Below are 23,564 nucleotides of genomic sequence, written 5' to 3' on the forward strand. Positions count from 1 at the left end.
CCATGGCGGTCGTCTTCGAAACCCCGCGCGACCTGATCGGCAAGGACGGTACGATACTCGATGCCAGTGACTGGCTGACCGTCGATCAGGCCCGCATCGACGCTTTCGCGGCTTGCACCGGCGATCATCAGTGGATTCATGTCGATCCGGTTCGCGCCAAGGACGGCCCGTTCGGCGCGACCATCGCCCATGGCTATCTGACACTCAGCCTGGTCAACCTCTTCCTGCCGCAGATGATCGAGGTTCGGCGCTTCTCCGCCGGGGTCAATGTCGGAATGGACAAGACCCGCTTCCTTAGCCCTGTGCTGGTCGGATCGCGCATCCGTGGCACGGGCACGATCGTAGCGGTCGAGGAGGTCAAGGGCGCGATCCAGTCCACCGTCCGCGTCACCATAGAGATTGAAGGCAGCGACAAGCCCGCCTGCGTCATCGACACCATCAGCCGCTATTTTCCGGAGTAAGAGATGCCCGATCCCGCCAAAATGGAAGCCGCCGTCCACGCCTATGTCGCTGCGTTCGACGCGGGGAGCGCCGACCAGGCGGCCGCCCTGTTCGCGCAGGACGCAACGGTCGAAGATCCCGTCGGCAGCCCGCCGCACAAGGGCCGCGAAGCCATCCGCGCCTTTTACGCCGCCTCGATGCAGACCGGCGCAAAGCTGACGCTTGAAGGGCCGATCCGCATCACCGCCGACCATGCGGCCTTCGCCTTTTGCGTCAATCTCGCCTGGGAGGGGAAACAGCAGCGCGTCGACGTGATCGACACCTTCCGCTTCGACGAGGCGAATGAAGTCACCGAAATGCGCGCCTTTTTCGGCCCCAGCAACATGCACGGATTTTAAGACATGCGCGAAGCAGCCATCATTTCTACCGCCCGCACCGGCGTGGGCAAAGCCTATCGCGGTGCCTTCAACGATACCGAGGCGCCGCGCATGGCGGCCCATGTCGTCGATGCCGCCATCGCCCGCGCCGGGATCGACCCCGCCCGTGTGGACGATGTCTATATGGGCTGCGCCAATCAGTGGAACACCCAGAGCTACAATATCGGCCGCCTTGCCGTGCATGGATCGGTCCTGCCCGACACGGTGGCTGGCTTTGCAATGGACCGCAAATGCTCGTCGGGCCTCAATGCGCTGGCGTTCGCGGCGCGCGGCATCATCGCCGACGAAATCGATGTGGCACTCGCCGGGGGCACGGAGAATGTCTCGCTGACCATCGACAAACATTATCCCAATTTCCGCAACCGGTCTGAATGGGTGAAGGCGCACGATCCCTATGCCTATATGGCGATGATCGAGACGGCGGAGATTGTCGCCGACCGTTATGGCGTCAGCCGCGAGGATCAGGATCACTTTGCCGCCCTGTCGCAGCAGCGTGCCGCCGCGGCGCAGCAAGCGGGCAGGTTCGACGCCGAAATCGTGCCGATTGCCCTGACCAAGGCGCTGTTCGACAAGGCAGGCCAGGAGACCGGCAAGGAAGAGCTGGTGCTGTCGGCCGACGAAGGCATCCGCGCGGGCACGACCTATGAGAAGCTGTCCGAACTCAAGCCCGTCTTCAAAAATGGCGATGTCGTCAAGGAAGGCCGTCACATCACGGCCGGCAATGCCAGCCAGTTGTCCGACGGCGCCTCGGCCCAGGTCGTCATGGACCTAGCCGCCGCGCAGAAGGAAGCCCTGCCGGTTCTGGGCATCTATCGCGGTTTCCAGGTCGCGGGTTGCGGCGCGGATGAAATGGGCATCGGCCCGGTCTTCGCCATCCCCAAGCTGCTGGACCGTGCAGGCCTGAAGATCGACGATATCGGCCTGTGGGAAATCAACGAAGCCTTTGCGAGCCAGGCGATTTACTGCCAGCGCAAACTGGGCATCGATCCCGAAAAGCTGAACGTCAATGGCGGCGGCATCGCCATCGGCCATCCCTTCGGCATGACCGGATCGCGACTGGTCGGTCATGCGCTGATCGAGGGCAAGCGACGCGGCCTGCGCTATGTCGTCGTGTCGATGTGCGTCGCGGGCGGCATGGGCGCGGCCGGACTGTTCGAGGTCGCCTGATGCAACTGGCCTTCGCCCCGGAACTCAAGGCTTTTCGCGCAGAAGCAGCCGACTGGCTGGACGATCAGCTTTCTGGCCCCTTCAAGGCCCTGCGCGGCCGGACCAGCCAGATGGATATGGTCGAGGAACGTCGCGCCTGGGAAGCGGCGCTGGGTGCGGCGCGCTGGAGCGTCGTCGGCTGGCCCGAACAATGGGGCGGACGCGGCGCCTCCATCGCGCAGCAGGTCATCTTCGCGGAGGAATATGCCCGCGCCAAGGCGCCGCCTCGGGTCGGCCATCTGGGCGTCGAACTGCTGGGACCGACATTATTGGCGCTGGGCAGCGAGGAGCAGAAGGCGCGCTTCCTGCCGGACATCGCTCATGGCCGGGCGATCTGGTGTCAGGGCTATTCGGAACCGGGTGCGGGGTCCGACCTTGCCAACGTCAAGACGAAGGCGCGGCTGGAGGGTGACCGCTACATCATCGACGGCCAGAAGATCTGGACGTCGATGGGCATGATCGCCGACTGGTGTTTCGTGGTCGCCCGCACCGAGCCGGGCAGCGTCGGCAACAAGGGCCTGTCCTTCCTGCTGGTGCCGATGGACCAGCCCGGCGTAACGCCCCGCCCGATCCGCCAGATGACCGGCGAAGCGGAATTTGCCGAAGTCTTTTTCGACGGGGCGGAGGCGCTGGCGATCGACCGCATCGGCGCGGAAGGCGACGGCTGGAAGGTGGCGATGGCGCTGCTGGGGTTCGAACGCGGCGTATCGACGCTGGCGCAGCAGATGCATTTCCGCAACGAACTGGACGAGGTCATCGCGGTGGCGAAGGCGAATGGCAAGGCCGCCGATCCCCTGATCCGCCAGCGGATCGCCCATGCCCATGCGGGCCTCAAGATCATGCGCTACAGTAGCCTGCGCATGTTGTCCGACACGGCCGGGCTGTCGGGCGCGGCCTACAGCTACAAGCTCTACTGGTCGCAATGGCACAAGGCGCTGGGCGAACTCGCCATGGACGTGTTGGGTCAGTCGGGCGAAATCGGCATCAGCGAAGAGCGTTTCGATGCCCTCACCAGCATGTATCTGATGAGCCGGTCCGACACCATCTATGCGGGTACGGACCAGATCCAGCGCAACATCATTTCCGAGCGCGGCCTCGGTTTGCCCAGGGAGCCGCGCGGCCAATGACCGAAATGATGGGCGCATGGCCCCACACCATCCCGCACGCGGCCAAGGCGGCGGCAGAGCGCTGGCCCGACCAGGCCGGCATCATCGAGGGCGACCGGCAGTGGAGCTTCGCCGAGGTCTGGGCCGATGCGCGGGCCGCGGCCTCCGCCTTCCTGGCCAGCGGACTGCGCCATGGGGACCGCATCGCCCTCTGGGCGCCCAATGGCCGGACATGGATATTGGCGACACTGGGGGCGCAGAGCATCGGCGCGACCATCGTGCCGCTCAACACCCGCTTCAAGGGGCAGGAAGCCGCCGATATCCTGCGCCGGTCGAAAGCGAAACTGCTGTTCGTGCCGGAATTTTTTCTGGACACCGACTATCGCGCGCTGATCGCGGACGAGGATTTGCCTGATCTTGCGGAAGTGCTGCTGATCGACAGCGAATGGGACGCCTTCGTCGCGCGCGGCTGCGGTCCGGACGACGCGACGGTGGACGAAGCCCTATCCCACATCAGCGGCGATGACATCAGCGACATCATCTTCACCTCCGGCACCACCGGACGCCCCAAGGGCGTGCTGACGTCCCACGCCCAGGCGGTGCAGATTTTCGGCGACTGGGCCGTGCGCGTCGATCTGCGCGCAGGCGACCGCTATCTGGTGGTCAATCCCTTCTTCCACACCTTCGGCTACAAGGCGGGCTGGGTCGTCTGCTTCACCCGCGGTGCGACGATCGTGCCGATGGCGATGTTCGACGGCGCCGAAATGATCCGCCAGATCGAACGGAACCGCATCAGCTTCCTGCCCGGACCGCCCACCATCTACGTTACGCTGTTGCAGGAACTGGCCGGGGACAAGCCCCGCGACTTTTCCTCGCTGCGCGTCGCGGTGACGGGGGCGGCCCCGGTCGCACCCGCACTGGTGGAGCGGATGCGGCGCGAACTGGGCATGTCCAACATCGTCAACGGATATGGCATGACCGAATGCGGCGCCATCGCCATGACCCGGCAGGGCGACGATGCGGAGACGGTCGCGCACACCTGCGGCTATCCGCTGCCAGGAACGGAGGTGCGCTGCGTCGATGAGGCGGGCCGCGACCTGCCGTCGGGCCAAGCGGGCGAGTTGTGGATACGCGGACCATCGGTGATGCAGGGGTATCTCGACGATCCCGCCGCTACCGCCGAAGCGATCGACGCGGACGGCTGGCTGCATACCGGCGACATCGGCACGATCGACGCGCGCGGCTATCTCGCCATCACCGATCGCAAGAAGGACATGTATATTTCCGGCGGCTTCAATTGCTATCCGGCCGAGATCGAAAGTCTGCTCGCCGCCCATCCGGCGATCGAGACGGCGGCGGTTATCGGCGTGCCGGACGAGCGGCTGGGCGAAGTGGGCAAGGCCTTCGTCATACTGCGCCCCGGCCACAGTGCAGAGGCCCGCGACATTATCGCTTGGGCGCGCGCCAGCATGGCCAATTACAAAGTACCTCGCCAGATCAGCTTCGTGGCGGCCCTGCCTCGCAATGCCGGCGGCAAGGTGCTGCGTATGGCGTTACGGGATTGGGACGGCTGAAACCATCCCCGCGCGGGGCGGAAAGTCAGGACGTCAGAGCCGCACGACCCGGCATTGCGGCACCGGGAAATCCTCTGCCTCGATCCAGCGCCACAGCGCCGTGCCGCTGCGATGCCCCGACAGGTCGATCCAGTTGCCATAGCCCGGATCGCTGTCGGCGCAGACCACGACCACCCGGCCGTCATCCTCATATTGCGCCTGCGATCCATTGACCCAGACCTTGCGATGCACATGGTCGAGCGATTCCATCCACCAATTGTCGAGCTGGAAATTCCAGAAGCGACAGGGCGGCGGCGTGGCTTCGATCACCAGCGCTTCGCCGGGCGCCAGGTTGTAATAGAGATGGCCGTACCAGATTTTCGGGTCGCCGCCCGCGCGATAGAAGACCTGCTGGTCGCCATCGTAAATCCGGTTGGGCTGGCCCATGAACCATTGCGACCAGTCGGCGAAGGTGTTGGCGGTGCCGCGCACCCATTGCGCCGCGCCGCTCAGTTGCGCATCGATCGTTGCGGGGGTCAGCAACGCCGGCAGCGCAGGCCCATCACTGATCCGTTCGATCTGAATGTCAGCAGGCGTTTCCGCCTTCTTGTCGTTGAAGGTCTGGCGCACGATCAGCAGCGTGGTATCCTGCGTCATAGGCAACCAGTTGCCCGGCTTGGGCGTGGCGCTGGCGATGATCTCGAAACTGCCGTCCGGTTCCAGCACGACGTCGGCAAATTCGATCTCCCCGGTCGACGCCATCGTGCCGTCGATCGCGTAGCGGTTCGCCTTGGCGCCGATGCTGAGATAGGGGACGGTGCCGCGTTGGCCGCGGATGCGATAGTCACGATCCCCCCGCACCACCGCCTGTTGGTAGAGATTGTCGGGATTGTCCGCACCGATCTTGATGGCATCGTCGCACAGCAGGAACAGGCGCGGAAAGTCCGGGTCGCTGGAATCGACCAGCATGTTCAGTGCGGTGCGGGTGAGGCGGCTGAGATAACGCAGCCCCTCCGCCTGATCAAGCGGGGAGGCCGGCGCATCCGGGCGATCGAGTATCTCCCCCGCCTGCGCCAGTTGCGCGCAAAAGCTGCGCCAGCGATCCGCCAGCCTCACATTATCCGCCATATACCGCTCCTTAGAAGCTGACTTTCGCATCGACGCCGAAGGTGCGCGGCTTCTTGAACGATCCGGCTGCAAAACCGAGCGAGCCGAAGTCGATCGCGAAATCGAGATTCTTCTGGTTGGTCAGATTGTCGCCCCAGACGCCCAGTTCCAGCGTTCCGCTGCCCATAGCAATGTCCCCGAGTGACAGGCGCGCGCGCAGATTATGGTCGGGGCGCGACCGGGTTTCGACATTATACGGGTTCACCCGGTCCAGATTGTGGAAATAGACGGTGCTGCGATAGGCATAATCGACCCGCGCTGTCAGCTCGCCGATACCGACCGGCACCATATATTGGCCGCCGACATGGGCGTTGAACTTGGCGGTCTGGGGCATCCGCGCCTCGTCGGCGACATCGATGATCTGGTTGGTCGCCGGATCGCGGAACAGATAGCTCTTATATTTGGGATCGGTATAACCCAGCGATCCGTCGAAGGTCAGCCCCTCGGTCGGCGCCACGGTCAGTTCCGCCTCGACACCGCGGAAGCGGACCTGGCCCGCATTGACGATCAACGATGTTACGCCGCCGCTACCGGCCGCGAACTGGTTGATCTGCTGATTGCTATAGTCGGTCTGGAATATCGCCAGATTGAGCCGCACGCGCCGGTCGAACAATTCGGACTTCAGGCCCGCTTCATAGGATTTCACATCTTCCGGCGCGAAGATATTGATGACCGCAGCCCGGGGATTGATGCCGCCCGAACGATAGCCCGACGATATCCGGACATAGGCCATGATCGCGGGCGTGAAACGGTAATTGATTGAACCCAACCACGACACATTGGTATAATCCACATGCCCCTTGAGGTTAGGCACGATGTCGCCCGCCAGCGTCAGCGTCTTACGGTCGCCTGTGAAGCGCGCACCGCCGGTAATCTCCATCCGGCCATCCAGCGCCGCCGGCTTCCAGCTCATTTGCCCGAAGGCGGCCATGGATTCCGCCGTCCCGCCAAAAGCCTGCACCGGCGCCAGGTTGAGCCCCGCCTGCCCGCCTGGCAGTACGAAGGTCAAATTCTGCCGATTATATTCGGACGACTTTTCGTAGAAATAATAGAGGCCGGCGACATAGGACAGGTCGCCCATGCTGCCCAGCGCCTGAAATTCCTGACTGAACTGCCATTGCCGTTGCGGCGCGTTGTTGCCGTTGATCGGCGTCACGGCGCCGATCGAGGGCGCGAAGGTGACGGGATCGAGCACCACGCCATTTAGATAGCCGTTACCGCCCAGCGTCAGGATCGTGTCCTGGCTGAACTTGCGATAGGCGGTGATCGATTTGAGCGTCAGTTCGTCAATCGGTTCATATTGGATCGTCACGCCGTGGCCCTGAATCTTGGCCCGCGCGTCGTAGCGCAGCTTGCCATCGCGATCGACGAAGCCGGCCTGGCGCACGTCGGTCTGCCGATCAGGTGAAACGAGGAAGGGATCACCGCCCAACGCCGCCGACTGGCCAAAATAATTTTTCACGTCATCGGTGGCATAGAGCATCTGGAAATAGGGTGCGGTGGCGCGCCGGTCGTTATAGTCGAAACTGTAATTGATTGTGACCTTGCCCAGATCGGCCTGCACGCCCAGCATCAGCGCATCGGCATTGGTGGCGCCGGGGTCGCGACTGTCGCTCGTATAGACATTGTCGATATAACCATTGCGCTGGCGGTGCATCAACGACAGCGACGCCTTGATCGGCGACCCGCCGATATAGCCGGTGTCGATCCGCGCCTTCGCGAACCATTCGCTGAAGCTGCCATAGCCCCGCTTGACGTCGATCTTCATCTCGTCGGCCGGTTTTTTCGACACGAGCTGGATCGCGCCGCCCACGGTATTGCGGCCGAACAAAGTTCCCTGCGGCCCGCGCAGCACCTCGATCCGCTCCAGATCCACCAGATCGAACAACGCGCCCGCCGACCGGGCGACATAGACCCCATCCAGATAGATGCCGACCCCCTGTTCCGCGACCGAGGACGGTTCCTGATTGCCGATGCCGCGAATATAGACCGACGCGGCCGTGGGACTGGTCGATTGCTGCATGATCGACAGATTGGGCGTGAATTGCGGGATCGACGTCACATCCACGATATTCTGCTTTTCCAGAAACTCGCCCGCCAACGCCGTGACGGCAACCGGCACGGTCTGCATCGATTCCGACGTCCGCCGCGCCGTAACGATGATGTCGCTCAGACCGCCACCCTCGGCCTCCTGTCCTTGCGGCGCCACGACCTGCGCCTGCGCCTGCGGCAATGCGGCGAGCATCCCGCCCAAAAGTGCGATCCTGCTGCATGATCCGAATATCGTCATTATCTCTCTCCCGGCATGAATGCGTCTAACGCGCACCGCATATGCGTCATCATTATTTATATGATCTACGCATATAGAGCATATAAAACGATATTATCAATATAATTCGCTCCATATTTCTCCTTGATGTGCGAGCAATCCCATAACAGGTGGCCGCCGCCATCAGCGCATATGGTCAAGCACCGCGCGCGTGACGGCGCCGGCCTTCAGCGCGGCAATGGCGTCCTCGACCTGCTCCAGCGGCCAGACATGACTGATCTGGTCGCGCAGGTTCAGGCGGCCCGTCCGCGCCTCCTCGATCAGCGTGGGATAATCGCGGCCGGGCCGCGCGCCGCCGTTCATGGTCGAGATGATCTCCCGCCCGCCCAACACGGCGTCGAGCGAAAGCCGCGCCTGCGTACCCGGCGCCGACAGGCCGATCAGCACCGTCCGCCCGCCACGCTTGGGACAATGAAGCGCCGCTTCGACCGCGCCGATCGCACCGCTACATTCGATCGCAACATCGATCGGACCATGCTGCACGGCCAGCGCTTGCGCCAACGCCATGCCATCCTGTCCCGGCTCTGCCACATGGAAATGGGCGGCGCCGAATTGTCGCGCGACGGCTTCCTTGGACGGGTTGCGATCGATCGCCAGCACCTCCGCCCCGGCGAGCCGCGCGCCCTGCACCGCATTGACGCCGATGCCGCCGATGCCGAACACCGCCACCCGGTCGCCCGCCTTGACCCTGCCGAGCACCCGCGCCGCGCAGGCCCCGGTAGACACAGCGCAGCCGATCAATGCCCCTTGTTCGGGCGGCAGATCGTGAATGGCGAACAATTGCCCCGCCTTGACCAGGATTTCGCCGGCGAAGGAGGAGACATTGGCGAAGGAAACCACCGGCCGCCCCTCCCACAGAAAGGGCCAGTCGGGCACATAGCCCCAGGTCGTATCGCAATTATGCGGTTCGTCCCGGCCGCATTCGCGGCACTGGCCGCAGGGCGTCTGCGTCCCCACCGCGACCCTGTCGCCCACCGACCAGCCTTCGACATCGGGTCCGACCTCCATCACCTCGCCCGCCGCCTCATGCCCCAAGACCATCGGCGTGGCCGCCTGCGGGATCGCCATCATGCCGATGTCGCTATGGCAGATGCCCGATCGCAACACGCGCACGCGCACCTCGCCCGGCCGGATCGGCCGCAGCGACAGGGCTTTGGTGATATGCAACTGCGCGCCATCCCAGACCACGCCCCTCATCGCGCCGCCCCCGCCAGCAGCGCATAGGCCCAGGACGGATCCTCGCGATCGGCCCGGCCGTGCGGCGCATCCGCGCCCAATTGATCCATCGCCGCCTGATCCGCATCCCGGATCAGGCCATGGTCGAAAACCAGGCTGCGATGGCTGAATTTCCACACGCTATCACGCCGTTCGTAGCGATCGAGATAACGGCCATAAACGATATAGTCGCGCGGTTCGGGGCCATGGCTGCGATGCCAAGCCTCGACATGATGCTCACCCTCGGCTCGGTCGCCATCAACGACAAACAGGCTGTTGGCGATGCTGTGGCGCGTCGCCTGCCATGGCGCCATCGCCTGGGGCAGCCAAGCGACGAAATCGTCCGGGCCACCCCGGAACATAGCCCCATGGTCGTCGATGGCATCGTCATGATAGAGGGACCGCACCAATATGAAATCACGGCGGTCGCACCCCCGGCAATAGCGCATCAGCAGATCGCGCAGCGCCAATTGATCGAGCAGGGACTGGGACATCAAATCCTCCTTCCATCGCGGCGCATGATACGCGATCAATTATATTTTATGTGAGACTACCGTATATAATCGTGATATATCGGCGTCAATAATACGCATATAATGGATTTCAGGAGAGTCGATATATGGCCGCAGCCCCTGCCCTTTCCCGCCGTCCGGCCACGCTGCTGACGCCGGGCCGGATCGGTACGCTGAGCCTGCCCAACCGAATCATCGTCACCGCAATGGGGGTGAGTCTGGCCGAGCCGGACGGCACCGTCGGCCGGCGGCTTATCGACTATCATGTGGCGCAGGCGAAGGGCGGCGCGGGCCTGATCGTCACCGGGGTCGCTGGCGTCGCCTGGCCGGTCGGCGCGGTACAGCCCAGGCAGACCGCCATTTCCGACGACCGTTTCCTGCCCGGCCTCAAGCGACTGGTCGATGCGGTCCATGCCGCGGGCAGCCGCATCGCCACCCAATTGCATCATGGTGGCCTGGTCGCAACCCATAGCGCGGGCGAGGGTCATCCGCTGTGGGCGCCGGCCTATCCGCCGCCCTTCAAGGGCGACTTCCCCGATTATTTCCTGCCCGAGGAAATGGCCGCCTTCGCCGGCGGCAGCGTGCCGCAGATCAAGATACTAACGCCAGAAGATGTCGCGCTCGTTGTCCGCCAATTCGTACAAGGCGGCGCCCGCGCCAGAAAAGCGGGCTTCGACGGCGTCGAAATTCACGGCGCACATGGCTATCTCCTCTCCTCCTTCGTGTCGCCCTCGACCAACAATCGCGACGATGAATATGGCGGCAACCTGGCCGGGCGGGCGCGCCTGCTGCTGGAGGTAGTGCGCGCCGTCCGGACGGAGGTCGGCCCCGACTTTCCAATGTGGGTCAAGATCGATTCGCGCGAACTGGGCAAGGCGAACGGCATCACCCTGGACCTCGCCGTCGCGCTCGCGCCGATGGTGGAGGCCGCGGGCGCGGACGCCATCACCGTGTCCGCCTATCATGATGTGGGCCAGGGCAAGCTCCATTCCGCCTCGAACATCCCGCACGAGCCTGCTGCGCATCTGGAAGCGGCGGCGGCGATCCGCGCAGCCGTCGCCATTCCCGTCATCGCGTCGGGCCGGGTCGAAATCGACCGAGGCGACCGGGGGCTGGCGCAGGGCGAATTCGACTTCCTGGCGATGGGGCGCAAGCTGCTGGCCGACCCCGATCTGCCCGCCAAGCTGGCCGCCGGGCGCATCGCCGACATCCGGCCCTGCATCTACTGCTATACCTGCGTCAGCACCGCCTATCTGCGCGAGCAGGTGCGTTGCGCCGTACGTTCCGAAACGGGATACGAAGATCTCGACTGGACGCCCGCCAAGGCGCCGGGCCATGTCGTGATCATCGGTGGCGGGCCAGCAGGGATGGAGGCCGCGCGCCGGCTGGACCTGGCCGGCGCGAAGGTGACGCTGATCGAGAAATCCGACAGGTTGGGCGGCACGTTGCGGTTCGCCGCGCTGGCCTATGAACCCAATGAACGCTTGCTGGACTGGCTGCGACATCAGATCGGCCAGTCGCGGGTCGACGTCAGGCTGAAAACCGAAGCGACGGCGGCGCTGATCGCGGGCCTGACGCCCGACAAGGTCATCGTCGCGACCGGCGCGGTGCGCGACATGCCGCCAATCCCCGGCCATGATCAGGATTTCGTCCTGTCGGGCGACGATCTGCGCGGCATGATGCTGGGCGAGGACAGCGCCGCGATACGCCGCAAGACCAGCTGGTCCGCGCGGATGGCGACCAAGCTGGGCGCCGCCACGGGTGCCACCGCCAATCTGGAGCTGGTGCGCAAGGCGACCCATGCCTGGATGCCGCTCGGCAAACGGGTGGTGATTGTCGGCGGCGAGCTGGTCGGGCTGGAACTGGCCGAATTTCTGATGGAGCGGGGCCGCGCAGTGACGATCGTGGGCGAAGCCCCGAAATTCGGTGGCGGCCTGCTGCTGGTGCGGCGGATGCGGCTGATCGCGGAACTGCGCGAACATGGCGTGGCGATGTTCCCCGGCGCACGCGACATCCGCATCGGCCAGAAGGACGTTGCCTTTACCGCGTCGGATGGCACGATACAGGCCGTCGCCGCCGACCATGTCGTCGTGGCCATGGGCGCCCATGGCGACTCCACCCTGGCCGATGCGCTACGCGCGCACGGGCATGACGTGGTGGAAATCGGCGACGGCACCGGCGTCACCTATATCGAAGGCGCGATGCGAGGCGCGGCGGAAGCCGTGGCCGCCATGGGCCGCTGAACTTTTTCAACGACAGGTACGGGAGATACGGGATGGGACAGATGTTCCCGCAAGGGGCCGCCATGATCTTCGGCGGCAGCGGCGGCATCGGCAAGGGCGTCGCGATCGAATTCGCCAAGGCGGGGACAGACGTCGCCATCTGCTATCGATCCAAGGAGGCGGTGGCGCAGGAGACGGCGCAGGCGATCGAGGCGCTTGGCGTCAAGGCGACCATCCACCAGACCGACGTGCGCGACGCCGCATCCGTCGAAGCTGTCGTCGCCGCAGCCGCCGCCGCGCACGGCCGCATCCACAGCGTTGTCTGGGGCGCAGGACCGCTGGTGCCGCAAACCGCCCTCGCCGACTGGTCCCAGGACCAGTTCCGGCAAGCGATGGAGGTAGAAGTATTCGGCTTCTATCATGCGGCCCGCGCGCTCATCCCGCATATGCGCGAACAGGGGGGCGGCGCCTTCGTCCATCTGGGGTCGGCCGGCCATGACTGGTGGCCCAAGCTCGACGGCCTGTCGGTCGCGCCCAAGGCCGCCAACGAAGCGCTGATCAAGGGCATCGCCAAAGAAGAGGGCAAATATGAGATCCGCGCCAATTCGGTACTGGTCGGCGTGATCGACGCGGGCATGTTCCACGAACTGAGTGCCCAGGGCGTGTTCGACGCGGCCTGGGTCACGGAGACGCAGAAGTTGCTGTGTCTCAAGCGCTGGGGACAGGCGGAAGATATCGGTCAGGCCGCCGTCTTCTTCGCCTCCGACCGTGCGCGCTATGTGACCGGGCAGACCATCTCCGTATCCGGCGGCTTCGGCGTCTGAACTAGCGGGGACGGTTGCGCCCGCCCCCGCCGCTTCCTCATTCCGCTGCTTCCGTCGAAGCGCCCAGCACATAGTCTGCCATCACTGGCGCCGCCATCGCTTCCGCAAAGGCCTGATAGCTCCACGGCCAGCTCGCGGGCACGCCGGTCTTGTCCAGATACCAGCTGCTGCACCCCGATCCGAAGATGGTGGTCTGCGCGGCGGCGATCCGCCGGGCCTCATAGGCGGCATGGGCCTGCGCGCTTGGCTCGACCGTCTCCGCGTCGCCGCGACGCAGCAGGTCGAGCAACTGGTCGATATAGGCCCATTGCCGTTCGGCAATGTCGATCAGCGAGAAATTGCCGACCGGCCCGGTTGGGCCGTTAAGCATGAAGAAATTGGGAAAGCCAGGGATCGTCACCGCATAATAAGCGGTGGGCCGTACCGACCAGGCATCGTCCAGCGACAGCCCGTTCCGGCCCGTCACCGTCGTCGGGCGGATGAAGCGATCGGCATGGAAGCCGGTGGCCAGGATCAGCGTATCGAGCGGTTGCAACCGGCCGTCGGCGAGCCTGACCCCTTCGGGTTCGACGCGCACGATCCGTTCGCGCTCCACCGCCACATTGGACTGCTGCACGGCGTCATAATAGCACCAGCTATAGATCAGCCGCTTGCACGCGGCGCGGTAATCCGGCCGCAATTTTTCCCGCAATGCGGGATCGCGCACGCTATTTTCCAAATTGTCGAGGCATAGTTGCTCGATCGCCGCAATCTCCGGCCCATGGGTGTCGGTGATCGCCTGCGTAAAGCGATAGATGGAGTCCCAATAATCCTGGTTGTTTCGGATTGCGTCGATCAGCGCCGGATCACGGCGGAAGGCCTCCCGTTCCTCCTCGCTATAGTCGAATTGCGGCACCGGCATGATCCATTGCGGCGAGCGCTGGAAATGCACCAGCCTGGCCGCGCGCGACTGGAGCGCGGTGATGATCTGGACCCCGGTCGATCCATTGCCGACCACGCCGACGCGGGCATCGTCCAGCGGCACATCGTCGCGCCAGCGCGCGCTGTGCAATATCGTGCCCGCAAAATCGTCCAGCCCTTCGATATCCGGCATTTTGGGATGGTGCAGCACGCCCGACGCGGCGATGACCACGTCCGCGCTCGCCGACTCCCCACTCGAAAGGCCCAGATGCCAGCAGGCCTCGCTCTCATTCCAGACGCACGACACGACCTCCGCACCGAATCGGACATGCGGCATGATCCCGTATTTCTCGGCTGTGCGCTCGAAATAGGTCTGTATCTCCGCCCCCTTGGCATAGAAGGCCCGCCATTCGGCATAGGGTTCGAAACTATAGGTATAGGCATGGGCCGGCACGTCGCAGGTCAGGCCCGGATAGCGATTTTCGCGCCAGGTGCCGCCCAGCCCGTCCGCCTTTTCATAGAGGGTGAAGCGCTCGCCTGCCTGATTCAGACGGATCGCGGCCAATATGCCGGCCATGCCGGCCCCGATGACAGCAAAGCGAAGACCGTTGCGGGCCTGATCGATGGACAAGTCATTCTCCTGTCGGTTGTATCACTGACAGGGATGATGGCCCAGCAGCCGGCGCGCGACATCGGCCAAACGGACTAGGCGCGTTCCAAAGCCGCCTTCCGCCCCGCCCGCCGCCCGAAATAGGTGCAATCGGCGAGGCTGAGGCCCGAACTATAGCCATGTCCCCAGGCGGGCAGGCCCGATGTGCAGCGCCCGGCCGCGAACAGGCCAGGAATGGCCATGCCGGCGCGATCGAGCACTTCGCCGTCGGTGGATGTCCGCAGACCGCCCAGGGTGAAGAAGCTGAAATAGCTGTTCTGGAAATGCAGCTCCAGCGCGATGAACGGCCCCTGGTCGAGCGGCGTCAGGATCGGCGGCCGCTTGTGGAATACAGGATCGCGCCCCTCCCGCGCATGGGCGTTGTAGAAGGCCATGGTCGCGCTCAGCGTATCGGGCGCCATCTCCAATTCGGCCTCGACCTCCTCCCAACTGTCGCCCGTCCCGGCAATGCCGATCCCCGCCATGTCGAGCGGCTGGGAAAAATGCGCATTGTCGAGCAGCAGATAGACCCGGTCGCCCAGTTGATCGACCGCCTGGCGGCTGACCCGGCCATGATAGCAATCCTCGTTGATGAACCGTTGCCCGGCTTGGTTGACGAAAACGCCAAAGGCATGGGATTCGGGCATCGTCCAGGGGCAGGTGGTGAAGAACTGCTCCATATGGATCGCATCGCCGCCCGCGCCCACGCCCAGTTCGATGCCGGAACCGTCATCCTGATCGCCGATCGGACTGTTGATGCGGAAGGTTTCTGGGCAATAGCGCCGCCGCATCGCCTCGTTCATCACGAAACCGCCGGTACACAGGATGACGCCGCGGGCCACCTTCACGAAGCGGATCGCATTGTCGATCCGCAGCACAGCGCCGACGATCCGATCCTCGTCCTGCACCAGCGCCACGGCGCGGGCATCGGTCACGACCGACACGCCCAGCGCTCGCGCGCGGGCTTCCAGCAGGTCGACCAACGGCCAGCCGCCGCCCCAGCCATTATGCTGGATCACATGGCCGCGCGGCGCTGGTTTCGCCATGTCGCAAAAGGGGTAGGCCGCCTCGCTGCCCGACCAGATTAGTGTGGAATCGTCGGTCGGCTCGATATGCTTGCCGGGCAGGTAATTGCCGCGATAGGGAATGCCCTGCGTCTTGAGCCAGGCGAAATGCGCCAGCGCCTCCTGCGCGTAGAGATCGCATTTGGCGTTATCGGCGCACGGGCCGCCAGCCGCCTTCAGATAGGCGGCCATGTCCTCGGTCCTGTCCGCAAACCCGGCTGCACGCTGCGCATCCGTTCCGCCACTACCGCCGATATAGATTTCCCCACCCGACAGCGCGGACGCGCCGCCGCTGCCCGATCCGCGTTCGAACAGCATGACGCGCGCGCGCCCCTCCGCCGCCTCGATCGCGGCGCAGGCTCCCGCCGCACCGAAGCCGATCACCGCTACGTCCGTCTCATAGTCCCATCGCTCGACCTTGCTGGCGGGGTAAGGGCGATGCAGCGAGATGTCGGTCATGAGAAATAGGCTCCACCATTCACGGTGAGGATGCTCCCGGTCGCAAAGCTGCCATCCGCGCCTGCGAGAAAGGCGACCGCGCCCGCAATCTCGTCCGGCTGGGCCAGCCTTTTCATCAGGCTGTCGGCGGCGATCGCCTGTTTCAGTTCGGCTGGCAGACCGGCGTAGATCGGCGTTTCGGTCGCGCCCGGATTGACCGCATTGACGCGAATGCCGCGATCGGCCAGTTCGCGCGCCATCGCCCGCGTCATACCCAGCACCGCCGCCTTGGCGGCGCAATAGGGGATGGGGCCGTCGCCCTTCACGCCCGCCGTCGATCCGATATTGACGATAGCACCGCCCTGCCCCTGTTCCGCCATCAACCGGACCGCCGCGCGGCTGCATTTGAACGTACCGTCCAGCGTCACGCTCAAGACGCCGGTCCAGCCTTCATCCTCGCAATAGAGTGTCTGGTCGATGAAGATGTCCGGCGCCTCACCCCGCGCGATCTGGCCGCTGCGTTCGGCCTGGGCGGCATAGTAACGATCCATGCCGTCGCCGGCCGCGCTGCCTCGTCCGGCATTGTTCACCAGAACGTCGACGCCGCCGAATGCCGTCTTCACGGCAACGAAGGCCCGATCGACCGATGCCGTATCGGCGACATCGCAGGCGATGCCGATATGCGGCGCGGGCAGGACGGCGGCTGCCGCGCCTTCGTCCAGATCGAGCACGGCCACCCGCGCGCCCTCCGCCGCCAGCCGCTGCGCGATGGCCGCGCCGATCCCCTGCGCGCCGCCGGTGACGACCGCACGCTTGCCCTTGAGCCTCTCCATAGTCCTCAATCCTCGACTTCGGGGCGCCAGGCGACGCCGTTGATATGACCGCCGCCATCGACGAACAATGTATTGCCCGTGGTGTAGCCGCCGCCCTCGCTCGCCAGGAAGACCGCGACCGGCCCGACATCCTGCGCCGCATCGCCAAAGCGGCCTCCCGGCACCTGTTGCAGGATCGCCTGCGCCATGGCCGGATTGGCGGCGAAATAATCCTGCGCCTGCGGGCTGGATGCAGAGGGGCAGATGATGTTGCAGGTTATGCCGTGCGGCCCCCATTCGACCGCCGCCGTGCGGGTCAGCGCGCGCACCGCTTCCTTGCTGGCATTATAGGCGGCGGTGAACATATGGGCGTTCACGCCATTCAGTGAGCCCAGATTGATGACGCGGCCATAGCCCTGCGCCTTCATGATCGGAAAGGCGGCCCGCATCGCGCGGAATACGGCCCAGTAATTGAGATCGAAGGCGGCGGCCATCTCTTCATCGCTGTGCCTCTCCAGCCGTCTTGGGAAACTGCCGCCCGCATTATTGACCAGGATGTCGAGGCGCCCAAGTTGTTCGGCGGTATCCTCGACCATCTGCCTGACCTCGTCCGCACTGGTCACATCCACGGCGACGCCGAGCGCGCGCACGCCATATTGATCGCGCAGCCAGGTCGCCTCGCGCTCCGCTTCCTCGCCGCGGCGTTGAGCAATGACGATGGCTGCGCCTGCCTGCGCCAGCGCACGGGCGATACCCTGGCCCACGCCCTGCCCGCCACCTGTCACCAGCGCCGTGCGCCCTTCGAGCAATTGGCCCATCTTAATCTCCCAGCGCCGGATAGTCGGTATAGCCGCGGCGATCGTCGCCATGGCCGGTGTAGAAACTGCTGCGGTCCGCTTTCGCCAGCGGCGCGCCGGTGCGGAAGCGAGCGACCAGATCGGGATTGGCGATAAAGGCATAGCCAAAGGACATAGCGTCAGCCTTGCCCTCGGCCAGCAGGACGCGCGCCTTGTCGGGCGTCAGCGCGCCATTTTCGATGATCGGTCCGCTCCAACGGGCGCGAACCAGTTCCAGCGGATCCTGTCCATCCAGCGGGATATGGATCAGGTGCACATAGGCCAGTTCCAGACCATCTACCGCCTTCAGCAGCGTCGCATAGGTTTCATGCGGATCGGCGTCCGCCATGCCGTTGAGCGTGATGCCCGGACAGATGCGAAAGCCGACCCGCCCCGATCCGATCGCATCCGCCAAAGCAGTCAGCGTCTCCACGACGAAGCGCACGCGATTCTCGACCGATCCACCGTAGCGGTCCGCACGCTGATTGCTGTTCGAAGACAGGAACTGCATCGGCAGATAGCCGCTGGCGCAATGAAGTTCCACGCCATCCATCCCGGCCCGAATCGCATTGCGGGCGGCCGTCACATAGTCCGCGATGACGCCTGCGATCTCATGCGTATCGAGCGCGCGAGGCATGTCGGTTGCCTGCGGCACCCCGTCCGGTCCGGGAATTGGGTCCGGGCAGGAAATGGCGGATGGCGCGACCGTCTCCGCCCCTGCATCCTTGTTGGCGCGCACGCTCGCCCGGCCGCAATGCATCAATTGCATGACGATCCGTCCGCCTTCGTCATGGACCGCCTGCGCCACCGCCCGCCAACCATCGACCTGGGCTTCGCTATGGATGCCGGGTGTGCGCCAATAGCCTTTGCCCGACGGCGATGGCTGCGTCCCTTCGGTCACGATCAAGCCGGCCCCGGCGCGCTGGCGATAATAGTCCGCCATAACCGGCGTCGGCTCATCCAGCGGCCCGGCCCGATCGCGGGTCATCGGCGCCATAACGACGCGGTTCGCCAATTCCAGGTCGCCCAGCCGTACCGGCGAGAATATGTCGCTCATCCGCTTCAGCTCCGCACGCGCGGGCGGGGCAGGGGCGCGTCGCGGCGCATCGTTTCAATGAATTTTTCGAGCGGCGCAGGCGGATCGACCGGGCCGTCATGCGGCCTTGCCTCGCGCGCCCAATAGCTTTTCCAGGTCGGAAACAGGTCGTGGAAGCTGCCATGATAGGGTGCCACGCCGGGCCAGCGCATTTTGCGATCACCGATCGGCGGCTTGTTGAGATCGGTGGCATACCAGTAAAGCGGCAAGCGGCGGCGAAAATACCAGCGCCCGTCGATCCGCTCATAGCGATCGAAATACAGCATCTGCATGATGACCCATTCGGGACCACATTCATGCTCGTTTTTGGAATAAACGATGCCCTGCGCATGATCGGGATCGTCGAAATCGATGATATGCCCGCCAATATGGTGCGATGTCCCGTCGAACTGCATCGCATGCGTTTCGTCGAACCAGTCGCGCAGCGCCTTGCGCCCGGTCTGGCCGCCACCGACCTTCACATCTTCGGGAAACAGGTTCACCCAGGCGTCGGAATCGCGCATGTCGAGCGCCAGCGCATATTTCGCCGGCAACTGACGGATCGCATCAAGCGATTCCAGCCGGTCGATACGCGCCATCAGGCCTTCATTTTCGCTCATCCGCTCCCATCCCGTTTATCGTCGCTATCCGATCATCCCCTATTGGCTTGCGCGACGAAATGGCGGATTAGCTCAAAGGTCATGACAAAATGGGTCAACAAGCATCTTTCGCGCCCGGTGCCCGGCCGGGTGTCCGCCGCCATCGCGCGCGACCTGCTGCGGCTCGTCCGGCAGTTCGATTATGATCCGTCGGTGCTTCTCCGCGATGCCGGCCTGTCGCATCTGGGCAGTGCACTGCTGGCGCCGGGTGGAGGGGAACGCCCGCTATCGCATGGCGATTTCGCGCGCCTCTATGCCCATTGCACCCTGTTGCTGGACGATCATGCCGCCCATCAGGAAGGGCGCGAGGCGCTGACCAAGGCCGGGTTCGACATGATGTGCCATTGCCTCATCACCTGTCGCACCTTGCGCGACGTGATCGACCGGATGGATCGATTCTCGGTGATGCTGGGGCCAAGGCTGGGGCGATTATTGTTGAAGGTCGATGAAGGCAAGGCGCGGATCGACATGCCTACCGTCCGCAAGATCCGCAACGCCTGCGCCTATCTGTCCGACCTTACCGGCCTGTCCACCTATGCGCGCCTTTATGGCTGGCTGATCGGCGAGGATTTGCCGTTGCTGGGCGCGGCGATGCGCTATCCGCCGTTGCTGGACAAACCGACGATCCATTATCTGATGCCCTGCCCGGTCCGACATGGCGCACCGGAAAACAGCTTCCATTTTCCCGCGACCTATCTGGATCGCCCGGTGATCCGTAGCCCGCATGAACTGGAAAGCCTGCTCGAACGCTTTCCATTCGACATCGAAGAACCCCAGTCCAAGGATGCGCCCCTTTCGGAACGCATTGCCCATCTGTTCGGCGCCATGTTGGCGAGCGGCGAAACGCCATCGACGGCGGCCGAACTGGCGCGGCAGTTCAGCATCAGCGTCGCGACCCTGAAACGCCGTCTCGCGGCCGAAAGCACGTCTCTGGCGCGGATCAAGGCCAAGGCCCGGCAAACATTGGCCTATCAGTTACTGGCGGACCCGCGCCTGACCATCGGCGAAGTCGGACGCCGCGCACAGTTCAGCGACACCAGCGCCTTCCGCCGCGCCTTCCACGCATGGACCGGCCAGTCTCCCACCTACTGGCGGGAGACACAGATCATAGGTGCGAGAGACGACTCACGCCTCGAATGACACCGCTGCCTTGGCCAGACGATGGATCATTGCCCGAAACGCCGCCAGTTGTTCAGGCGCGGCCGGATCATAGGACCGGGCCGGGCCAAGCTGATGCGCGTTGCAAACATAATGGAGCGCGCCGCCCGCCACGGTATTGAGTAAAACCATCGCCGAAACCGGCTGAAACTGTCCGCTGGCGACACCGGCCGCCACGACATCCTCTATGTCCTGCAAGGCCGTCTCGGAAAAGCGCACCGGATTGTCGCCATAGGCTGCGGAGTCGGCGATCAGGCGCTGGATGATCCGCGCAGCGGTCGGCCGGCCGACGAGAAAATCGAGCCAAGCGTCGAGCAGCGCGAGCAGGCGCGCCATCGGATCGGCTACTCCCTCCGTCTGCGCCAGCACGAAGCTGTGCATCGAGGAGAAGATATCGGCCTCCACCTCGTCATAAAGCGGCTGCTTGCCGGGGAAATAATAGAGGATCGACGGTCGGCGGATACCCACCATTTCCGCCACATGATCCAGCCGCGCGGCCGCATAGCCGATGTCGGCGAAAATACGTTCCGCAGCATCCAATATCTGGCGACGGGTGGCATCGCCGCGTGCCTGGCGGGTAGGCTGTCTGGTAACGGTCATTGTCCCGTCCTTATGCGCTCACATCCATGCCATGCAACGCCGATTGCGGCCAATAAAGCCAATCTGCATCGTCACGACTTGAAAATCTACTGACTTGTAGGTAGATTTAATGTGCGCTTGGCAGAGATGAGCTGTGAAACGGCCGCCAACGCAGGATTCTGGGGAGGAAAATATGTCGAATCACATGACTGCCGTGTCCGTTGTCGCATTGCTCGCGAGCATGGCTGCCACGCCGGCCTTGGCGCAGGATCGGGCGGACGCCATCGCGGACATCGTCGTGACCGCACAGAAGCGCGCGGAATCGTTGCAGGATACGCCGATTTCGATCGCCGCATTCAGCGCGAAAGACCTAGAAGCGAAGGGTATCAACGGCCTGACCGACCTGCGCGCCACTGTGCCGAATCTTCAGCTCACGCCTTTCCCGAACAATGCCGCAACGACGCAGATCTTCATGCGTGGCGTGGGACTGGCCGACGATCAGATCACCCAGGATGGCGGCGTGGCGGTCTATATGGACGGCGTCTATGTCGCCCGCAGCCAGGGGCTGGCGATGGAAGTGGCCGACCTTGAACGGATAGAGGTGCTGCGCGGGCCGCAAGGCACGCTCTACGGCCGCAATGCGACTGGCGGCGCGATCAATTTCATCACCCGCAAGCCGGACCTTCGCGCCTTCGGCTTCAAGGGGCAGGTCACGCTCGGCAATTACGACAATCGCCGTTTCAAGGCTGCCGTCAATATCCCGGTCGGGCAGACGATCGCGCTGCGCCTGTCCTATGTGAACCAGCAGCAGGACGGTTTCATCGCCAATCCCGGCACGGGCGTCAGCCGCTGGGGCGACAAGGACCGCCAGGCCATGCGCGCCGACCTGTTGTGGCAGCCGTCGGACCGTTTCAGCCTGCGATATAATTATGATCGCACCGAAATCGGCGACACGCCCACCTATGTCGCCTTCTCCCCACTCCATCCGCGCACGATCGATCGTCCCAAGGCAGGCAGTCCGCTGGTACGCGATCTGGTGCCCAACGACATCACCTCCCAGGGCCACAGCCTGACCGGCGAATGGGAGGCGAGCGACGACCTGACCGTCCGGTCGATCACCGGCTATCGCAAGCTCGATAATTTCCAGAACCAGGATTATCTCACCGGCGCGCTCGGCCCCTTCCCGCTCCAGAAGAACAGCAGCCGCGCCAGGCAGGATCAGTGGAGCCAGGAATGGCAGTTGGTGGGCGATGCACTGGACGGCACGCTGCAATATGTCGTTGGCTTCTATTATTTCTCGGAAAGCGGCGATAATTTCAGCAATAGCTATAGCCCGCCGACGCTGACGCGCAGTTTCACCACAGCGACCATCGACAACCGGTCCTATGCACTGTTTGGCCAGGCGACCTTCACCCCGCAGGCGCTCGACCGGCGGTTGCATCTGACGGTGGGTCTGCGGCAGAGCTGGGACAAGCGCGAGGCGACGCTCGCGCGCCAGACGCAGGTAAATAGCGGCCCGATCACTATAGTGCCGGGCGCGGGAGACGGCAGTCGGCACTTCAAGGATTTCAGCCCCAGCTTCGTGGTCGCCTATGACGCATCTGACGACGTCAATCTCTACGTCAAGGCCGTGAAGGGCTATAAGAGCGGCGGCTATAATGTCCGGGCCAGTTCCATCGACAGGTTCGACGAGGGCTTCGGCCCGGAGACACTCTGGTCCTATGAAGCGGGGGTGAAGAGCGAATGGCTGGACAAAAGACTGCGCTTCAATGCGGCGGGCTTTATCTCGAAATATTCGGACATTCAGGTCAATATTCAGTCCGATCCGACCAATATCCGCCTGACCGACGTGCTGAACGCCGGCAGTGCGACCGTGAAAGGCGTGGAAATGGATTTGACGCTCGCGCCCGCCCGCGATCTTCGCCTGTCGGTGAATTACGGCTATCTGCTGGCGCGCTACAAGGAGATCATCGACGCGACCGGCGCCAATATCGCGGCCAATTATCGCTTCACCAACGCGCCCAGGCACAGCATCGCGCTGGACCTTACCTATGATCTGCCGCGCCTGCCGCTCGGGCATCTGAGCGCCAACCTCAACTACACGGCGCAGAGCGACAAATATACCAATGCCACTGTCACCAGCGGCCGCTACATCATCGGCGACTATGGACTGCTCAATGGGCGGCTGACACTCACAGACATTCCTGGCGTGCAGGGCGTGCGCGCCAGCCTGTGGGGCCGCAACCTTACCGACAAAAATTACTATGTCATGCAGTTCAACGTCGGCCGTCCCGGCGCGCTGTTCGGGGAACCGCGCACCTATGGCGTCGACCTGAGCGTCGAATTCTAAGCCGCAGTTGACGATCGTCACCCGCCCGAACC

General features: G+C 64.0%; 20 protein-coding genes. 9 read left to right on the plus strand and 11 right to left on the minus strand.

Translation table 11 applies throughout. The annotated features are described in order from the left end of the window. Positions 1–2 precede the first annotated feature (2 nt). From K9B33_RS12215 to K9B33_RS12235, 5 genes are read left to right on the plus strand one after another with little or no spacing between them, the layout of a single operon-like run. Positions 3–461 carry a MaoC family dehydratase gene (locus K9B33_RS12215; protein ID WP_224549088.1) on the plus strand — a complete coding sequence of 153 codons (459 nt, stop codon included), beginning with the start codon at positions 3–5 and terminating at the stop codon, positions 459–461. A gap of 3 nt (positions 462–464) precedes the next feature. Then, positions 465–839 (plus strand): steroid Delta-isomerase, encoded by a 375-nt coding sequence (locus K9B33_RS12220; protein WP_224549089.1) that lies wholly within the window; start codon positions 465–467, stop codon positions 837–839. Positions 840–842: 3 nt separating this feature from the next. Beyond that, the gene (locus tag K9B33_RS12225; RefSeq protein ID WP_224549090.1) at positions 843–2,045 is read left to right on the plus strand and encodes an acetyl-CoA C-acyltransferase; all 1,203 of its coding nucleotides are present in this window, start codon (positions 843–845) and stop codon (positions 2,043–2,045) included. Beyond that, positions 2,045–3,211: an acyl-CoA dehydrogenase family protein gene (locus K9B33_RS12230; RefSeq protein WP_224549091.1), complete on the plus strand. Its 1,167-nt coding sequence runs from the start codon at positions 2,045–2,047 to the stop codon at positions 3,209–3,211. Before K9B33_RS12225 ends, K9B33_RS12230 begins: the two co-directional genes overlap by 1 nt. Next, positions 3,208–4,764, plus strand: coding sequence for a FadD3 family acyl-CoA ligase (locus K9B33_RS12235; protein ID WP_224549092.1), 1,557 nt, complete (start codon positions 3,208–3,210; stop codon positions 4,762–4,764). The genes K9B33_RS12230 and K9B33_RS12235 overlap by 4 nt, the downstream gene beginning before the upstream one ends. A gap of 33 nt (positions 4,765–4,797) precedes the next feature. Here K9B33_RS12235 and K9B33_RS12240 read toward each other — a convergent pair whose 3' ends face one another. The 4 genes from K9B33_RS12240 to K9B33_RS12255 all read right to left on the minus strand — a co-directional run bounded on the left by K9B33_RS12240 (position 4,798) and on the right by K9B33_RS12255 (position 9,948). Next, positions 4,798–5,871: a DUF1214 domain-containing protein gene (locus K9B33_RS12240; RefSeq protein WP_224549093.1), complete on the minus strand. Its 1,074-nt coding sequence runs from the start codon at positions 5,869–5,871 to the stop codon at positions 4,798–4,800. A 10-nt stretch (positions 5,872–5,881) separates the two neighbouring features. Continuing rightward, positions 5,882–8,200: a TonB-dependent receptor gene (locus tag K9B33_RS12245; RefSeq protein ID WP_224549094.1), complete on the minus strand. Its 2,319-nt coding sequence runs from the start codon at positions 8,198–8,200 to the stop codon at positions 5,882–5,884. A gap of 162 nt (positions 8,201–8,362) precedes the next feature. Continuing rightward, positions 8,363–9,436 (minus strand): alcohol dehydrogenase catalytic domain-containing protein, encoded by a 1,074-nt coding sequence (locus tag K9B33_RS12250; protein WP_224549095.1) that lies wholly within the window; start codon positions 9,434–9,436, stop codon positions 8,363–8,365. Then, positions 9,433–9,948, minus strand: a complete 516-nt coding sequence (locus K9B33_RS12255) for a nuclear transport factor 2 family protein (RefSeq protein ID WP_224549096.1) — start codon at positions 9,946–9,948, stop codon at positions 9,433–9,435. Before K9B33_RS12255 ends, K9B33_RS12250 begins: the two co-directional genes overlap by 4 nt. Positions 9,949–10,073: 125 nt before the next feature. Between K9B33_RS12255 and K9B33_RS12260 the strand changes: the two genes are divergently transcribed. After that, positions 10,074–12,209, plus strand: coding sequence for an FAD-dependent oxidoreductase (locus K9B33_RS12260; RefSeq protein ID WP_224549097.1), 2,136 nt, complete (start codon positions 10,074–10,076; stop codon positions 12,207–12,209). A gap of 32 nt (positions 12,210–12,241) precedes the next feature. Then, on the plus strand, positions 12,242–13,012 hold the full coding sequence (locus K9B33_RS12265; RefSeq protein ID WP_224549098.1) for an SDR family NAD(P)-dependent oxidoreductase: 771 nt from the start codon (positions 12,242–12,244) through the stop codon (positions 13,010–13,012). Between the two features lie 37 nt (positions 13,013–13,049). On the opposite strand, the gene K9B33_RS12270 is transcribed toward K9B33_RS12265, so the two are convergent. The 6 genes from K9B33_RS12270 to K9B33_RS12295 all read right to left on the minus strand — a co-directional run bounded on the left by K9B33_RS12270 (position 13,050) and on the right by K9B33_RS12295 (position 19,406). Then, positions 13,050–14,543 carry a flavin-containing monooxygenase gene (locus K9B33_RS12270; RefSeq protein ID WP_224549099.1) on the minus strand — a complete coding sequence of 498 codons (1,494 nt, stop codon included), beginning with the start codon at positions 14,541–14,543 and terminating at the stop codon, positions 13,050–13,052. Between the two features lie 74 nt (positions 14,544–14,617). Beyond that, the gene (locus K9B33_RS12275) at positions 14,618–16,084 is read right to left on the minus strand and encodes an FAD-dependent oxidoreductase (RefSeq protein WP_224549100.1); all 1,467 of its coding nucleotides are present in this window, start codon (positions 16,082–16,084) and stop codon (positions 14,618–14,620) included. Next, complete coding sequence (locus tag K9B33_RS12280; RefSeq protein WP_224549101.1) at positions 16,081–16,896, minus strand: SDR family NAD(P)-dependent oxidoreductase; 816 nt, start codon at positions 16,894–16,896, stop codon at positions 16,081–16,083. The genes K9B33_RS12275 and K9B33_RS12280 overlap by 4 nt, the downstream gene beginning before the upstream one ends. A gap of 5 nt (positions 16,897–16,901) precedes the next feature. Beyond that, a complete protein-coding gene (locus K9B33_RS12285; protein ID WP_224549102.1) occupies positions 16,902–17,693 on the minus strand; it encodes an SDR family NAD(P)-dependent oxidoreductase in 792 nt (263 codons plus the stop codon). A gap of 1 nt (position 17,694) precedes the next feature. Then, on the minus strand, positions 17,695–18,768 hold the full coding sequence (locus K9B33_RS12290; protein WP_224549103.1) for an alkene reductase: 1,074 nt from the start codon (positions 18,766–18,768) through the stop codon (positions 17,695–17,697). Between the two features lie 5 nt (positions 18,769–18,773). Next, positions 18,774–19,406 (minus strand): nuclear transport factor 2 family protein, encoded by a 633-nt coding sequence (locus K9B33_RS12295; protein ID WP_224549104.1) that lies wholly within the window; start codon positions 19,404–19,406, stop codon positions 18,774–18,776. An 81-nt stretch (positions 19,407–19,487) separates the two neighbouring features. On the opposite strand from K9B33_RS12295, the gene K9B33_RS12300 reads away from it, so the two are divergent. Further along, positions 19,488–20,585 (plus strand): AraC family transcriptional regulator, encoded by a 1,098-nt coding sequence (locus K9B33_RS12300; RefSeq protein WP_224549105.1) that lies wholly within the window; start codon positions 19,488–19,490, stop codon positions 20,583–20,585. Here the strand turns inward: K9B33_RS12300 and K9B33_RS12305 are convergent. Further along, on the minus strand, positions 20,571–21,203 hold the full coding sequence (locus K9B33_RS12305; RefSeq protein WP_224549106.1) for a TetR/AcrR family transcriptional regulator: 633 nt from the start codon (positions 21,201–21,203) through the stop codon (positions 20,571–20,573). The genes K9B33_RS12300 and K9B33_RS12305 overlap by 15 nt on opposite strands. Before the next feature lie 172 nt (positions 21,204–21,375). On the opposite strand from K9B33_RS12305, the gene K9B33_RS12310 reads away from it, so the two are divergent. After that, the gene (locus tag K9B33_RS12310; RefSeq protein WP_224549107.1) at positions 21,376–23,532 is read left to right on the plus strand and encodes a TonB-dependent receptor; all 2,157 of its coding nucleotides are present in this window, start codon (positions 21,376–21,378) and stop codon (positions 23,530–23,532) included. The last annotated feature ends 32 nt before the right edge of the window (positions 23,533–23,564 follow it).

This window comes from Sphingobium sp. 3R8, assembly GCF_020166615.1.
GTDB lineage: Bacteria > Pseudomonadota > Alphaproteobacteria > Sphingomonadales > Sphingomonadaceae > Sphingobium > Sphingobium bisphenolicum.